This is a genomic window from Mariniluteicoccus flavus (assembly GCF_054776655.1).
Genome location: NZ_BAAHBN010000019.1, coordinates 1 through 15380 on the forward strand (window position 1 = coordinate 1; position 15380 = coordinate 15380).

Consider the following 15380-nt stretch of genomic DNA (forward strand, 5'->3'; position numbering starts at 1 on the left):
AGCCCTGAACGGGCGGCTCGAACACCTCCGCGGCTCTGCCCTGGGCTTCCGCAACCTCACCAACTACATCGCCCGATGCCTACTCGAGACCGGCGGATTCAGAACCCACCCTGCTTTGGGATGAGCCCGAAACGCCGTCGCGCGCCGCGGTGAGGTCGCCGGCTGCATCCTGCATGCCGATAGGGGCAGCCAGTTTCGGAGCCGGGCGATGGCCCGCGAGCTGCGCCGTCACGACATGGTCGGATCGATGGGCCGCGTCGGCGCCGCCGGGGACAACGCGGCGATGGAGAGCTTCTGGTCGCTTCTTCAAACGAACGTGCTCAACCAGCAGCGCTGGGACACACGGCAGGAGCTGCGACTCGCGATCGTCGTCTGGATCGAGCGGAAGTACCACCGGCAACGAGTCCAGGACACCCTCGGCGGCTTGACGCCCATCGAGTTCGAAGCCAAGCTAGCCGAGCCGCTCACGCTCGCGGCCTAAACCGAACCTGTCACCAGTTCGTTCCTCACGCCCCCTCGCCGTGCACCGCGTGGGAGGCGCTGGGGGCCAAGATCGCCGTGGGGAGGCTGGTCCGCAGCTAGCCACCGGATTGGGGCACGACTGAGCGGGCCCCATCGGCCCGGGACGGAGTCAACGCGGCACCGCGAACCCCTCCATCACGGCCCTGTCCACGTCATGTAGCGATTGCAGACGAGCCCTGTCGGACGAAGTGATGGAGAACCGGTCGGGTGCAGCAAGTGCGGCTTCCAACTTGGAGTCCAAAGACGCGAGTGAGCCGGTCATGTAGTCGACCATCTGGTCCTGACGATCCAGCAGAGAGAAGAAAGCAGAAACCTTGCGCTGCCAAGACAGTCCTACGATCGGCAGGCCCTGCGTGAATGCCACAATCAGGGAATGCATGCGCCCGGCCACCACTGCGTCAGATTGGGAATACAAGTCCAACAGGGACTGCAACCCCGTCACTGGGACCAGCTGGCACCCCGGATCTGACAGTTCACTCTGAATCTCGTTCAAGAACTGGGCATCAGCCCCATCCGTCGAGAACAGATTCACCACGTATCCCTGGCGTAGCCATCCACCGACCGCCGCCAAGCACTCCTCCTTCAACTCTTGCCGGCCAGCCGCCCCTGTTTCCCCCAAGAGACGGGGTTCCACCAGGTTCCAAGCGATCGTCCGCTTCGACGAGCAGGGCCGCGGAGCGGACTGCGACATGAGCAGCACCGGATCCACACTTACCTGCGCAGAATGGCGGCCGTACTGGGAATACAGTTCAAGGGAGGCAGTGTCCCGGAAGGTGATTGCGTCACACCGGTCCAAGACCCGGCAGGCCCCCCTGTGCTGCGCCACGGTCGCGAACGGACCAATCCCCAAGGAGATGGCGAACGTCGGCACTCGTAACCGCGAAGCCATCTGTTGGAAGTATCGGAATCGATCCCATGAACGGGTCCATGCCTCGAGGTCAAAAATCATGTTGCCTCCACCAAGCAGCATGACATCGGAGCCCTCGATCATCGCTTCCAAACGGCGATGGTCAGGACGTCGAGATCGCATGACGCCGGCTACGAACGAGCCAGGCCCGGTGGCGGCGAACCGCGACTTCCAGCCGATTCGGGCGGTCGAGAACCTCTCGACCTCGACCGAGCGATAACTCTCGGGGTCCACGATCCGGAACGGATCGCCGCTGAACGAGAGGGGGACCGCGTCCCCAAACTGCTTCGCGAACCCCAGAAGAGACTGGCCGATCAGCAAGTCACCAAGGTTGGCGCTGTCGAAGAAACTAACAACGGTGCTCTTCATGCGACCCTCATCCGCGGCCCACCAGCCCCTTCACAAAAGACTTTTCATCAGTATCCAGCACCAAGAGCCAGACGACGACGCCATATACCGCCAAGAACCCGAACACGCTCAGGACGAACGCCCAGAGGCTCTCGCCGCCCACAGCGGCATCTACGAGCAGGAAAACCACAGCCAAGATCCCCACAAGGGGGAGAATCCGCAGATGGACGCTTGAGAAGAACTTCGCCACACCGAACTTGAGGACGCGCGCATAGACCATGTTCATGGCGATCACGTAGCCGACGACGGATCCGCAGGCCACCGATATCGCTCCCCCCAGCGCACCCATTCCAGGGACCAGAAGCATGGCGACGGACAGGTTGACCACCGCGGCCACTGCGGTACAAGCAGCCCTGTAGCGGATCTCGCCCCGGGCGACCAACGCGGACATGGCCACCTCTTGAGTCTGCACCACCAGGCTGGGCACGATGAGAGCCAGACAGATCAGGTACACGTCATCGAAGCCGGTCCCCAGCCACAGCCTCATGAACTCTTTACCGAAGGCTGCGACCCCCCCGACAACCAACCCCAGGATGATCAGCTGGAACCTCCCGACCCGGATTGCCAGCGCTTCGAACTCGACATGGTTTTCGTCCGCCATCAATCGCGCCACCTTCGGCAGGAAGAGCCCGTTGACAGCATTGGCAATGAGCCAGACGTAGCCTTCGATCATGGCCGCGATAGCGAACCCCGCTACAGCATGGGCTCCCGAGAGGGCTGCGAGCACGCTCGGCATCACCATGACCATCATGCGCATTCCAAGGGCGACCAAGAACGACCAGGACGTGTAGCTGGCGACCTCCCGCCGCAGATCCCGATCTGCTCGCGGTGAGCGAAATGTCCAGACCCCGGCGCGCCAGCACACAACGGCTCTGAACAACCCGATGACCAGGGTGACCGCCGCTGTCCCGGCTACCAAGACGTAGAGACCGAGGTCCGCCGCCACCACTGCCAATACGACCGCGATTCCAAGAATGCGCCAAGCGACATCGCTCCCTCGGAGCGCCACGAACCGTTCAAGCCCCTGCAGTGTGCCGTTTGCTGGTTGCAGCGGGAAACTGGCCACCATCACCAGTCCCGCGACCAATAGGGCCGTACGGAATCGCTCCAGCTGGGCGACCTCTAGCGCTGGGAAGACGCGGGATGCGTTGAGCCACACGAGCAGCAACACGGCGAGAAAGAGCAGGTCCAAGACCCAGTACACCTTGTGGATGATCCGCAGCACCTGCAACGTCCTGCGTCGCGATGCCCTAGCCTCAGCTGTCGCTACAAAGCGGGCGACGGCAGAGTTCAGACCGAGATCGAATGCGAGCAGTGTGACAACCGAATTAGCGAGGGAGAAGATTGCGTAATCCTCTCGACCTAGGTAACGCACCAGAAGTGGCGTCACCACCAATCCGGAGACAATGGCCAAGCCAATTCCCAGATATGAGAGCATGGCGCCGCGAACGATCTGACCACCGCTGGCCCCCCATGCGCTCGACCGCCTAGGCACGCGCAGGATCCACGATGTGCCGATACGCCTCGGCCATTAGCTTTGCGTTCGCAAGTGGATCATTCAGCACCAAACTTCGCCTGCGGGATTCAGCACCCATGACCTCGCACAGTGAACGATCCCCGAACAACTTGTTCACGTAATGTGACAGCATGTAGGGAGCGTCGTGCTGGTAGAAGAATCCGTCCCGTCCATGCTCCAACCTGTCGACGACGCCACCGACGTAAGATGCCACGGCCGGAAGTCCGAGCAGCTTGGCCTCACTCAGCGAGTTGGATTCATTTTCCACCGTCGACGCCGAGACGAATACATGGGACCGCAGATACTGCTCCACCATTTGGCCCTCATCCAAGACTCCAACAAAACGCACTCGGTCACGAATATCATGCCGATTCATGAGCCGATAGAGATAGGCTGCGTAGCTCGTCTGCTTGAGTCGACCACGGATTCCCTCCCCGCGTGGAGGGTGCCCGCTTACCACAACTCGCGTTGCTGGGTAACGCTCGATGATCGCCGGTAGAGCCTCTAGAACAAAGTGCAGTCCCTTGATGGGGTAGTGCCCTTGAGACAGGAAGATGGAGTAGGGATCGCAGGACTCGAAGTTCCATGCGGATTCATAGAAGGCGGGGCGGATCGTCTCGGGCACGCTGAAGTAGCGCACGTCTGGGTTGGCAAGCTCTGCGACCGCCCGATCCCAGGTCGTGCGTCCGATCACGTACTGCACGCGCCTCAGAGTCTCAACTTCCTCCCGGCCCCAGGAGGCGTACTTCGATCGCAGCAGATGTGTATTCTCCCGCCGCACCACATCACGGACCGTGAAACCATGCACGGCCCAAGGGGGAAGTCCCGACGTGTAGTGCTGGGCGATCGTCGATGTGAGCCCTTGCAACCCCACCACGACCGGGATGCCGAGCGCCCGCGCAGCATCGACGGCGGGCAGAGCGTGGCCCGCCTCAGTGCCGAAGATGTGCACCAGGTCGGGTTGCACACGTTTGAGAATGCGGGAGAACTCCTCCTCTCCGTTCCTGCCAGCGCCGAAATCCATCGGGGGAAAGGAGACATACTCGGATCCGTCTGCCCCACGCCCCCACCGAGAAGCACCCGGACTAGGGAAGGCGATCGCGATGTCGAGATCGGGCTCTGACGCCAGTCCGTGTCGGGCCGACTCGATCCAGGTGGCGAACCGAGAGGGTGGCACGCCCAAGGCCTCTGCCGCCGCCGGAATCGGGGCATTCGTGATCCACAGTGACTTCATCCGGCCTGCTTTCGTCTCGAAGCCTCGCTCCCCGCGAGGAAGAACGGCACGATCACCATCCAGACGAGGATGATGTGGGCGAAGAAGATGGTGTTCACCATGCCGAGGACGCCGAAGTATCCCCACACGATATTCAGGACTGGCGCCGCTTCCGCGCCGACCGCGTCCTTCTGGTCACGCCAAACGCTCCAAAGAAAACCGCAGAGCAGGAGGAACGAGATCCCGAACACAGCCAAACCATCAAGCCACGCCGAGTGTCCGCCGATCTCCTCGACTCCCCGACCCGTGACAGACACGCCCCCCAGCCAGTGTTCCGCAAAGACGGCCAAGGACGACAGATACCGGTCCGCACGGGCGCCGAGGTCGCTGTTGTCGCTGTGGCTCCCTGCCAGCCAATCAGCCACCTCATTCAGGCGAACGGTCAAGACGTCTGGCAGCAAGTCGGAAGAACCCAGTTCTGCGAGAAGCGCAGGAGCGATGAGCCACGCCATCCCGAGCGAGATTGCGACACAGAGGTATGCCAAGGCGCGCCTCTCTCGTCCAACCAGATGGCGAAGGATCAGGAGACCTGCACACGCGACCCACAGCAGGACAGCGATGGTGAAGGCCATCTTGATCAGAAGGGCCGTGCCCACGACGACCGCGACCCACGCCGCCCGGCGAAATCGTTGGCGCGTGAGCGCATGGAACAGGAACACAAGGAGGAGCGGAGGCATCGCGTAGGCGTACGCGTACCCACCGATGCCCCAGAGTCCCTCCGTGGCTGCCGCCACGTCCTCGTAAGCGCCACCGGTAGCCAGGTATCGCGAGACCTCGGGGTTGATGTTGAGCTCGAGCCAGGTGCGAACCCCCACCACGATCATGTCGAGGATCACGATCCCGACGATGATGGCGCGGTATGCGGGGACGGCGTGCCGGGAATAGAAGGAGTACAGCGCGAATGCCACGACCAGGTATGCGAAGTTCTGCAGCATGGCACGCTCGGCACCCCCCGATCTGTCCAAGACCAAGGCGGCATATAGAAGGAAAGCGGCCAGCGGCCAACCGGTGGACACCAAGCGAGCACTGTGGCGCCGTTCGAAGAGAGACAGCCCGAGCCAGGCGGCTGCCCCCAGCCACTTGTAAATGCCTGCAATATTCCCTAGGACGATTTCCGCGGTTCCGGAATTGAGCCAGAGAACGACGATCAGCCCGAGAGCAAAGTGGAACGCCCCGAAGGCCCCGATCCCCTCAGGCGGACGCGGCTCGACCCTTGGCTCCTTAGCGGTAGGGGCATGAATCTGCGTCATCATCGACTCCGCATCTCCAGCAACCTGCGGTGGAACCACGTGCGCCTTGCCCCACCGTCATGGTTGGCCCGCAGCAGGTCGAACCCACGATCCACCACGCGTTCCCGCTCGGGGGCGGATGTGAGGGCGGAGCGGAGCTGCTGGTCGAGCACATCGTCCGACTCGGTGGGGACCACGAAGGCAGCGCCCCCTTCGCTCAGATAGCGCAGAGACGCCACCTCGCCCGGTCCCACTGCGAGCACGGGCTTGCCGGCTGCCAGGTATTCAGGGATCTTCGTCGACACCGAGAGCGCGGTCGCGTGGCGCGCCTCCGGGAGATAGGACTCGACGTGCACCAGCACGTCCGCTTCGTTCTCGAGCACGCCGGGCACCGCGTCGGCGTCGAGGGAGCCCGCGTAGCGTAACCGCGGATGCGCCTGGAACGCCTTGGCCACCTCTTCCGGTACGGACTGGCTGTACACGTCCAGGATCGCATCGCATTCGGGTGAGACACGTTCCAGGCCATCGGCGATCCAGAGCAGGCTCCGCCAACGCTCGAGATGAAGCCCACCGACGAACGCGAGCCGCGCCGGCGTGTGCGTCACCTCTGCACGCGCCTGCAGCCTCTCCGGCAGGTGGACGAGGTTCATCATCTGCTCGGACTCGACCCCGAACGTCTCCCGGTAGACCCGCGACATCTCGTCCCCGATCGTCAGGACGAGATCGCTCCTGCGCGCCGTCTCGATGAAGAGTCGCCGGGTCCAGGCACGCTTGCGCCTCTCGATGAAGGAGGCGTCCTCCCGGTCGAGGACGTAGTCGTCGGTGATGTAGTAGACGAGCTTGGCATCGAACCGCTCAACGAGGTCCAGCACGGGGCGGTAGAGGTAATTCGCGTCACCGCCGCAGAAGAAGATCACTTCCGGCGCGAAATCGTCCAGCCATTCGGTGACTCCCGGTGCCGTGAAGTCCAGCCGCGTCCACACGAGCGAGCGCGCCATGCGGATGGTCTCCGACGACTTCGCCACATTGATGGCGTCCTGGGGCACCAGGAAGTCCACGGCGTCCCCACGCTCGGCGACTTCTCCGAGGACGGGACGACGTCGCACGAGATGGCGAACGAATTCCTCGTCGCCGATGCGGTAGTAGTTGTCGCAGACCGGCGACGTGGGAACTTCACGGTGGAAGAACAGCTGGGCCAGCGAATCCTTCGGGTATCCCTCGAAGAACGAGGAAAAGGTCTTCCCGTTGTTGGACGTCGTCGAGAGAGCGTTCACTGTCACCACGAGAACGCGGGGTGCCCTCATTATGTGATTCCTCTCATCTGATCGCCACGCGCTACCCGATTGAGCACGGCATTCAACACCCGTTTCGCGGCTGGTGCCCTAGGCTATCGAACGATTCGGCGAGTGCCATGCTGCATTCGCTCACCCAGAAAATCTACGGGAGGAACGCACGTGACTGACGTCTCGCTGCAGGGCAAGGTCTTCGCCATCACCGGTGGAACCGGATCGTTCGGGTCGACGATGGTGACCCACCTGGTCAACAACGGTGCCGATCGCATCAACATCTTCTCCCGTGACGAGGCCAAGCAGGACGCCATGCGCCGCCGCTTCGGTGACGAGCGCCTCCGCTTCTTCCTCGGCGACGTGCGCGACAAGGACTCGATCGTGCCGGCCATGGAGGGCGTCGACTACGTCTTCCACGCTGCCGCGCTGAAGCAGGTCCCCTCGTGCGAGTTCTTCCCCCAGCAGGCGGTGAAGACCAACGTCATCGGGTCCCAGAACGTGCTCGACGTCGCCTCTGCGGCCGGCGTGAAGTCGCTGGTGTGCCTGTCTACCGACAAAGCCGTCTACCCGGTCAACGCCATGGGCATGTCGAAGGCCCTGATGGAGAAGACCGTCCAGGCGTTCGCCCGCAACCATCCCGACTCGCAGATGACGGTCTCGCTGACACGCTACGGCAACGTCATGTATTCCCGCGGCTCCGTCATCCCCCTGTTCGTCGAGCAGCTCCAGCAGGGCAAGCCGCTGACACTCACCGAGCCGTCGATGACGCGCTACCTGATGTCACTCGCCGACTCCGTCGACCTCGTCCTCCACGCCTTCTTCAACGCCCAGCCGGGTGACCTGTTCGTCCAGAAGGCCCCGGCGTCCACCGTCGAGACGCTGGCGAAGGCGGTCGCCGACGTCATGGGCCAGCCCGAGGCCGAGCTGCGCACCATCGGCATCCGTCACGGCGAGAAGATGCACGAGACCCTCCTGAGCCGCGAGGAGATGGCGAAGGCCGAGGACCAGGGCGACTACTTCCGCGTACCGCTCGATGCCCGCTCGTTGCAGTACGAGCTGTACTTCGACGAGGGCGACCGCAAGATCAACCGCGACGAGGACTACGACTCCGAGAACGCGCGCCGCCTCGACGTCGAGGGGACCAAGGAGCTGCTCATGAAGCTCCCCGAGATCCAGCAGCTGGTGGAGGCCCTCCGATGAAGGTCCTCCTGACCGGCGCCGGGGGCTTCCTCGGCTGGCACACCCGCTGCCGCCTGCACGCCCTCACCGACCACGAGGTCGTTGCCGTCACCCGCGACAACTGGGACTCCCTGCCCCAGCTCGCGTCCGACGTGGACGCCATCATCCACGTCGCCGGCGTCAACCGCGCCGAGCCCGACGAGCTCAGCGAGGGCAACGCCAAGCTGGCCCACGACGTCGCGGAGGCCGCCCGCTCCGCCGCGAAGCCGCCGGTGGTCGTGTTCGCCAACTCCATCCAGGCCGGCAACGAGACCCCGTACGGCGACGGCAAGGCCGCCGCCGCCGAGGTGCTGCGTACGGCCTGTGCCGAGACCGGATCGGTGTTCGTGGACGTACGCCTGCCGAACCTGTTCGGCGAGCACTGCCGCCCCCAGTACAACTCGTTCGTCGCGAACTTCGTCGACTGGCGCATCAAGGACGAGCCGCCGACGATCAACGACCGTCCGATCAACCTCCTGCACGTCCAGGACGCCGCCCAGGCCCTGATGGACGGCCTCGCCGCCACGGAATCGACCGTCACCGAGCCCGAGGGACACCCCACCAGCGTCCAGGGCGTGTGGGACCTGCTGTGCACCTTCCACGAGCTCTACCCGGTGCGGGGCGAGATCCCGCCGTTCACCTGCGACTTCGACGTGGCGCTTTTCAACACCTACCGCGCCGCGCTGTTCCCCGACCACTACCCCATCCGACTCGACCCGAAGTCCGACCCGCGCGGCCGGCTCGTCGAGACCATCCGCTCCCACGGCGGCCAGGGCCAGAGCTTCGTGTCCACCACCGTGCCGGACATCACCCGCGGCGACCACTACCACCTAGTGAAGATCGAGCGATTCGCCGTTCTCTCGGGCACGGCCCGCATCGCGCTGCGCAAGATGTTCACCGAGGAGCTCGTCGAGTTCGAGGTCAGCGGTGACGAGCCCGTGGCGATCGACATGCCGACGATGTGGACCCACAACATCACCAACACCGGGGACACCGAGGTCCTCACCCAGTTCTGGACCCACGTACTGTTCGACCCGGAGAACCCCGACACGTTCTGGGTGAAGGTCGACTCGAAGGAGTGCTCGCAGTGACCAAGGTGATGACCGTCGTCGGAACCCGCCCCGAGATCATCCGCCTGGCCGCCGTCATGAAGCGTCTCGACGCCAGCGTCGACCACGTGATCGTCCACACGGGCCAGAACTACGACTACGAGCTCAACGAGGTGTTCTTCGAAGACCTCGGCCTGCGCCGGCCCGACCACTTCCTCAACGTCGACACCTCCAGCCTCGGCGCCGTCCTCGGCGGCGTGCTGGCTGGCGTCGAGAAGGTCATCAAGGACGAGCAGCCCGACGCCGTCCTCGTGCTCGGCGACACCAACTCGTGCATCGCCGCGGTCATGGCCAAGCGCATGCGCGTGCCCGTCTACCACATGGAGGCCGGCAACCGCTGCTTCGACGAGAACGTGCCCGAGGAGACCAACCGGCGCATGGTCGACCACGTCGCCGACTTCAACCTCGTCTACACCGAGCACGCACGACGCAACCTCCTCGCCGAGGGTCTGCACCCCCGCCGCATCCTCCTCACCGGCTCGCCCATGAAGGAGGTCCTGCTCGCCCAGCGCGACAAGATCGACGCATCCGACGTGCTCGAGCGCCTCGAGCTCACCGACGGGGGCTACTTCCTCGTCAGCGCCCACCGCGAGGAGAACGTCGACAAGCCCGAACGGCTCTCGGCCCTGCTCGACTGCCTCGAGGCCGTGGCCCAGAAGTACGACCTGCCGGTCCTGGTCTCCACCCACCCGCGTACGCGCAACCGCCTCGAGGCGCTGGGACGCGAGGTCGACGAGCGGATCATCTTCCACAAGCCGCTGGGGTTCAACGACTACAACCACCTCCAGCTCCACGCGAAGGCGGTCCTGTCCGACTCCGGGACCATCTCCGAGGAGTCGTCGATCCTCGGTTTCCGCGCGGTCACGCTGCGTGACTCGATCGAACGCCCCGAGGCCCTCGACACGGGCGCGATCATCATGGTCGGGCTGGATCCCCAGAATGTCGTCGAAGGCGTCGAGCAGGTTCTGAACGCCACTTCCGCTGCAGTCATCCCCGCTGAGTACGCGATCGACAACACGTCGGAGCGAACCGTGAACTTCATCCTGTCCACCAGCTCGCGGCACAAGTTCTGGTCCGGCCTCCGATAACCCACGAGAATCGAGCGCAATGTCATTCGTCCCCTTTGCCCGTCCGGACATCACGGAGGAAGAGGTACAGGCCGCAGCGGACGCGATCCGCAGCGGATGGTTGACAACTGGCAGGATCGCCGCCGGATTCGAGTCGGACTTCGCCGAGTTCATCGGCAACGAGTCCATCGCCATCGCCACCAACTCCGCGACCGCCGGCCTCCACCTCGCGATCGAGGCCCTCGGGGTGGGGCCAGGCGACGAAGTTCTCGTGCCCACCTGGACGTTCACCGCCTCGGCGGAGGTCATCCGCTACGTGGGTGCCGATCCGGTCTTCGTGGACAGCGACCCGGAGACGCTCCACATGGACTGGAACGCCGCCGAGCGACTCGTGACGTCGCGGACCAAGGCCGTCATCCCCGTCGACCTCGCAGGCCTGCCGCTCGACGAGGGCCGGCTCGCGGACTTTGCGGGCCGCCACGGACTGCGGGTGATCCGCGATGCCGCGCATGCGATCCCTACACGGTGGCGTGGACAGCTCGCTGGTCAGAGCCGCGTGGCGGACGCCACGGTCTTCAGCTTCTACGCGACCAAGACGATCACCACCGGTGAGGGCGGGATGGTCGTGACCCACGACGAAGACGTCGCGTCGCGCATCAGGACCATGCGTCTCCACGGGATCAACCGGGACGTCTTCGATCGCTACACGAGCAACAAGCCGTCATGGTTCTACGAGGTCGTGGCCCCCGGGTTCAAGTACAACCTCACCGATCCTGCGGCAGCAATCGGCCGCGTACAGCTTCGACGCGCGCAGGAGATGGCCGATCGTCGAGCTGCCATCGCCGCCCGCTATGACGAGGCCCTCGCCGATCTCCCGCTGCAGCTCCCCACACACGCGCGGCCGGAAGACTCACACTCCTGGCACCTCTACATGCCGCGCCTCCAGGCGTCGTCACCACTGGGCCGTGACGATCTGATCTCCCGCATGGCCGAGCTCGGCGTGGGGTGCAGCGTCCACTTCATCCCTCTCCACAAGCAGCCGTACTGGCGCGATACCTGCGGGCTGTCCGCCGCGGACTTCCCGGTGGCCGAGGCGGAGTTCGCCCGGGTCCTCAGCCTGCCCGTCTTCTCGAGCATGACTGATGACGATGTCGACAAGACCATCGCGGCCCTTCGACAGGCCCTGTCGTGACCACTGTCGCCAAGCGTATCTTCGACGTGACCGCAGCCGCTGTTGGCGTCGCGCTGACGTCCCCGCTCCTCGTCGGCGCCGCGGTCGCCGTGAAGCTCGACTCGCCCGGACCGGTCCTGTTCCGACAGCGCCGGGTGGGGCTAGCCGGGCAGGAGTTTCTGATCCGGAAGTTCCGCACGATGCGTCACGCGGCCCCCGGAGCATCGATCACCGTTGGCGCAGACAATCGCATCACGCGCGTGGGGGCTGTCCTCCGAAAGACCAAGATCGACGAGCTCCCGCAACTCCTCGATGTCGTGCAGGGCCGTATGAGTCTCGTGGGCCCACGACCCGAAGTTCCTGAGTACGTCGCGTTGTGGCCCGAGCCGGAACGGACCCAGATCCTCTCGGTCCGGCCCGGGATCACCGATCCCGCCAGCATCGAGTTCCGTCACGAGTCGGAGATCCTCGGACGGCGGTCCGACCCCGATCGCTACTACCGAGAAGTCATCCTCCCGCAGAAGGTGGCCCTCTACGCTGAGTACGCACGCAACCCCTCTCTCCTCGAAGACATCAAGATCATCTTTCGGACCTTCGAGGCGATCGTGCGATGAAGATCGGCATCCTCACCCAGTGGTACGCGCCGGAGCCGGGACCCGCCCAGCTGCCCACCATGCTCGCGCAGCAACTACGCTGGCTCGGCCACGACGTGCAGGTCGTGACCGGCTTCCCGAACTACCCGACCGGTCGGATCATGGATGGGTATCGTGTTCGCCCATTCACCGACGAAGAGGTGGATGGCGTCAGGATCCGTAGGGTGGCCCTCTACCCCAGCCACGACGCGTCGGCGGTCAAACGGCTTGCGAACTACGGCTCGTTCGCTGTCAGCGCCACCGTGTTCGGCAGCCCGGTCCTCCGAGACTGCGACGCAGTGTGGGTCAATTACTCCCCCATCACGTTGATCCTGCCGATGGTTGCAAATCGGCTGCGCCGCATCCCCCAGATGTGCCATGTGCTCGACCTCTGGCCGGACACCCTCTATGCCAGCGGTGTCGCTCCGCAGGGTCTGGCCGGTGCAGCCGCCGACCGTCTCCTGCACGCCTGGTGTGGCGCCATGTATGCCATGTCGGCCAGGGTCGCCTACATCAGCCCCGGCGTCGGTCCGGTGCTCGCGAGTCGTGGCGTGGCCCGGGAGAAGCTGCGCTACATCCCGATGTGGGCAGATGAGAAGGTGTTCCACCCCTCCTCGAGCGACATGCGGGCCGAGCTCGGGATCGACCCGCAGAGCCTTGTGGTCCTGTACGCCGGCGCACTGGGCCAGGCGCAGGGTCTGGAAACCCTTGTCGACGCCTGCAGGGAAGTCCGCGACCCCTCGTACGTGTGTGTCATCGCAGGGTCGGGCACCGAGGAGGAGGCTCTCCGAGCACATGCCTCCGACCTACCCCACGTGCGGTTCATCGGTCGGGTCCCGCAGGAACGCATGACGCAGCTCTGCGCCACCGCCGACATCAACTTCGTCGGACTCAGGGGTCACGAGGCGTCCAGGATCACCATGCCCAGCAAGACACAGGCAGGGCTCGCGGCAGGCAAGCCCCTGCTGGTCTCTGCCGAAGGGGACGTCGCCGAGGTCGCCGAAGCCTCGGGGGCCTGCCTCGTGGCGGATCCAGATGTTGACTCGGTGGCCGCCCAGCTCAGGACGGCGTGCTCGCTGGGACGCGAGGGGCTCGCCGCCAAGGGCGTCGCTGCGGAGCGCTTCTACCGCGAGCACTTCTCGTTGGCTGCTGGTACCGAGGCCGTTGCCGCGTCGCTCCGAGCGGCGGCCGGACAGGGAGATGACGTGGACACGACTGACGACGAGTTCTCATATGGCCCACTGCGGTCCAGCGATGTCCCAGACCTCGCGCGACTGCACCGTGCGGCCTTCCCCGAGTTCTTCCTCAGCTCACTCGGGGAACCGTTCCTGCGTGAGTTCTATGCCGCCTTCCTGCAGGACTACACGGCCGTGACGGTGATCGCTCGTCGGGGGGACCGCGCGGTCGGGGCGGTGGTGGGCAGCACCCAACCGGAGTCCTTCTTCAAGCGGCTGCTCCTGAAGCGCGTGGTCGGTTTCGGTCTGGCGAGCGCCCGGGCTGCGATCAGGGATCCGCGAAAGGTCCCCCGCCTCCTCGGAGCGGTCCGATACCGCGGGCAGGCCGGAGGCTCGATGCCGGAGGGGGCCCTGCTCTCCTCCATCTGCGTCGACCCCGCTGAAAGGGGATCGGGCATCGGCGCCGACCTGGTGGAGCGTTGGCTGGACGCGGTTCGTGCGCGTGGTGGCCGGGCCGCGTACCTGACGACCGATCGGGACGCCAATGAAGCCGTGAACCGGTTCTACGCCCGTCTCGGATGGAGGCTCCACTACCAGTTCACCACTCCGCAGGGACGGCGGATGAACACCTACACGACGACGCTCCGTTCCCGGACTAGATCGCAGGCCGATATCCCCGATCAGTCGTGGCCGTAGAGGTCGCGGGTGTAGACCTTGTCGGCCACGTCCTTGAGCTCGTCGACCATCCGGTTGGCCACGATCAAGTCGCAGCGTGAGGTGAAGTCTTTGAGGTCCTTCACGACCTCGGAGTTGTAGAACGAGTCGCCCTCGAACAGCGGCTCGTACAGGACCACCGGGATGCCCTTGGCCTTGATCCGCTTCATGATCCCCTGGATCGACGACGCCCGGAAGTTGTCCGAGCCCGCCTTCATCGCCAGGCGGTAGATGCCGACGACCTTCGGCTGCTTGGCGATGATGTCGAACGCCACGAAATCCTTGCGCGTGGTGTTCGACTCCACGATCGCCTTGATCAAGGTCTGAGGGACGTCCGAGTAGTTCGCGAGCAACTGCTTGGTGTCCTTCGGCAGGCAGTAGCCGCCGTAGCCGAACGACGGGTTGTTGTAGAAGTTCCCGATGCGCGGGTCCAGGCCCACGCCCTCGATGATCTGGCGGGTGTCGAGGCCGTGGGTGGCCGCGTACGTGTCGAGCTCGTTGAAGTACGCCACCCGCATCGCCAGGTAGGTGTTGGCGAACAACTTGATCGCCTCGGCCTCGGTCGCGCCCACGAGCATGACCGGGGTGTCCTCGTCGAGCGAGCCCTCCTTCAGCAGGTTCGCGAAGGTCTCCGCCTCCGGGCACGGGTCGGCGACGACGATGCGCGACGGGTGCAGGTTGTCGTGCAGCGCACGCAGCTCGCGCAGGAACTCCGGCGAGAACAGGATCTTCTGATCGGGGAAGTCCTGGCGTACGCGCTCGGTGAAGCCCACCGGGATCGTCGACTTGATCACGACCGTCGAGGCCGGCGCGTGCTGGGCGACCTGGGCGAGGACCTTCTCGACGGTGGAGGTGTCGAAATACTGGGTCTCGGTGTTGTAGTCCGTCGGCGTCGCGATGATCACGAAGTCCGCGCCCGCCAGGGCCTCCGCCGCGTCCGTCGTCGCTGTCAGCCGCAGGTCCTTCGTCGCGAGGAACTCCTCGATGTCGGGGTCGACGATCGGCGAGCGCCGCTCCGAGATCGCGCGTACGCGGGACTCGTCGATGTCCACGGCCACGACGTCGTGGCGCTGCGACAACAGCACCGCCGATGCCATGCCGACATAACCCATACCGAAGGCCGCGATCCGCATAAGGGCCATGGTAGAGGCTT

General features: G+C 64.7%; 12 protein-coding genes and 1 pseudogene. 7 read left to right on the forward strand and 6 right to left on the reverse strand.

Annotated features, from left to right (window positions below):
- Positions 1–130: 130 nt before the first annotated feature.
- Positions 131–481 (forward strand): annotated as a pseudogene (locus ACYVAG_RS17215) (transposase); the annotation flags it as partial.
- A 150-nt stretch (positions 482–631) separates the two neighbouring features.
- On the opposite strand, the gene ACYVAG_RS17220 reads toward ACYVAG_RS17215, so the two are convergent.
- The 5 genes from ACYVAG_RS17220 to ACYVAG_RS17240 all read right to left on the reverse strand — a co-directional run bounded on the left by ACYVAG_RS17220 (position 632) and on the right by ACYVAG_RS17240 (position 7159).
- Positions 632–1798, reverse strand: coding sequence for a polysaccharide pyruvyl transferase family protein (locus ACYVAG_RS17220; RefSeq protein WP_460771719.1), 1167 nt, complete (start codon positions 1796–1798; stop codon positions 632–634).
- Positions 1799–1805: 7 nt separating this feature from the next.
- Complete coding sequence (locus ACYVAG_RS17225; RefSeq protein ID WP_460771721.1) at positions 1806–3275, reverse strand: lipopolysaccharide biosynthesis protein; 1470 nt, start codon at positions 3273–3275, stop codon at positions 1806–1808.
- Between the two features lie 49 nt (positions 3276–3324).
- A complete protein-coding gene (locus tag ACYVAG_RS17230) occupies positions 3325–4377 on the reverse strand; it encodes a glycosyltransferase family 4 protein (RefSeq protein ID WP_460771723.1) in 1053 nt (350 codons plus the stop codon).
- Positions 4378–4583: 206 nt separating this feature from the next.
- Positions 4584–5876, reverse strand: a complete 1293-nt coding sequence (locus tag ACYVAG_RS17235; protein WP_460771725.1) for a hypothetical protein — start codon at positions 5874–5876, stop codon at positions 4584–4586.
- Positions 5876–7159, reverse strand: coding sequence for a glycosyltransferase family protein (locus ACYVAG_RS17240; RefSeq protein ID WP_460771727.1), 1284 nt, complete (start codon positions 7157–7159; stop codon positions 5876–5878). Before ACYVAG_RS17240 ends, ACYVAG_RS17235 begins: the two co-directional genes overlap by 1 nt.
- Positions 7160–7309: 150 nt before the next feature.
- Between ACYVAG_RS17240 and ACYVAG_RS17245 the strand changes: the two genes are divergently transcribed.
- The 6 genes from ACYVAG_RS17245 to ACYVAG_RS17270 are packed head-to-tail and all read left to right on the forward strand — an operon-like array spanning position 7310 to position 14209.
- Positions 7310–8341: a polysaccharide biosynthesis protein gene (locus ACYVAG_RS17245; protein ID WP_460771729.1), complete on the forward strand. Its 1032-nt coding sequence runs from the start codon at positions 7310–7312 to the stop codon at positions 8339–8341.
- Positions 8338–9450: a polysaccharide biosynthesis C-terminal domain-containing protein gene (locus ACYVAG_RS17250; protein ID WP_460771732.1), complete on the forward strand. Its 1113-nt coding sequence runs from the start codon at positions 8338–8340 to the stop codon at positions 9448–9450. The genes ACYVAG_RS17245 and ACYVAG_RS17250 overlap by 4 nt, the downstream gene beginning before the upstream one ends.
- Positions 9447–10556, forward strand: a complete 1110-nt coding sequence (gene wecB, locus ACYVAG_RS17255) for a non-hydrolyzing UDP-N-acetylglucosamine 2-epimerase (RefSeq protein WP_460771734.1) — start codon at positions 9447–9449, stop codon at positions 10554–10556. Before ACYVAG_RS17250 ends, wecB begins: the two co-directional genes overlap by 4 nt.
- A gap of 19 nt (positions 10557–10575) precedes the next feature.
- Positions 10576–11727 (forward strand): DegT/DnrJ/EryC1/StrS family aminotransferase, encoded by a 1152-nt coding sequence (locus tag ACYVAG_RS17260; protein WP_460771735.1) that lies wholly within the window; start codon positions 10576–10578, stop codon positions 11725–11727.
- Positions 11724–12320, forward strand: coding sequence for a sugar transferase (locus ACYVAG_RS17265; RefSeq protein ID WP_460771737.1), 597 nt, complete (start codon positions 11724–11726; stop codon positions 12318–12320). Before ACYVAG_RS17260 ends, ACYVAG_RS17265 begins: the two co-directional genes overlap by 4 nt.
- Positions 12317–14209 (forward strand): GNAT family N-acetyltransferase, encoded by a 1893-nt coding sequence (locus ACYVAG_RS17270; protein WP_460771739.1) that lies wholly within the window; start codon positions 12317–12319, stop codon positions 14207–14209. The genes ACYVAG_RS17265 and ACYVAG_RS17270 overlap by 4 nt, the downstream gene beginning before the upstream one ends.
- On the opposite strand, the gene ACYVAG_RS17275 is transcribed toward ACYVAG_RS17270, so the two are convergent.
- Positions 14194–15360: a nucleotide sugar dehydrogenase gene (locus ACYVAG_RS17275; RefSeq protein WP_460771741.1), complete on the reverse strand. Its 1167-nt coding sequence runs from the start codon at positions 15358–15360 to the stop codon at positions 14194–14196. The two genes, ACYVAG_RS17270 and ACYVAG_RS17275, sit on opposite strands and share 16 nt — an antisense overlap.
- Positions 15361–15380 lie beyond the last annotated feature (20 nt).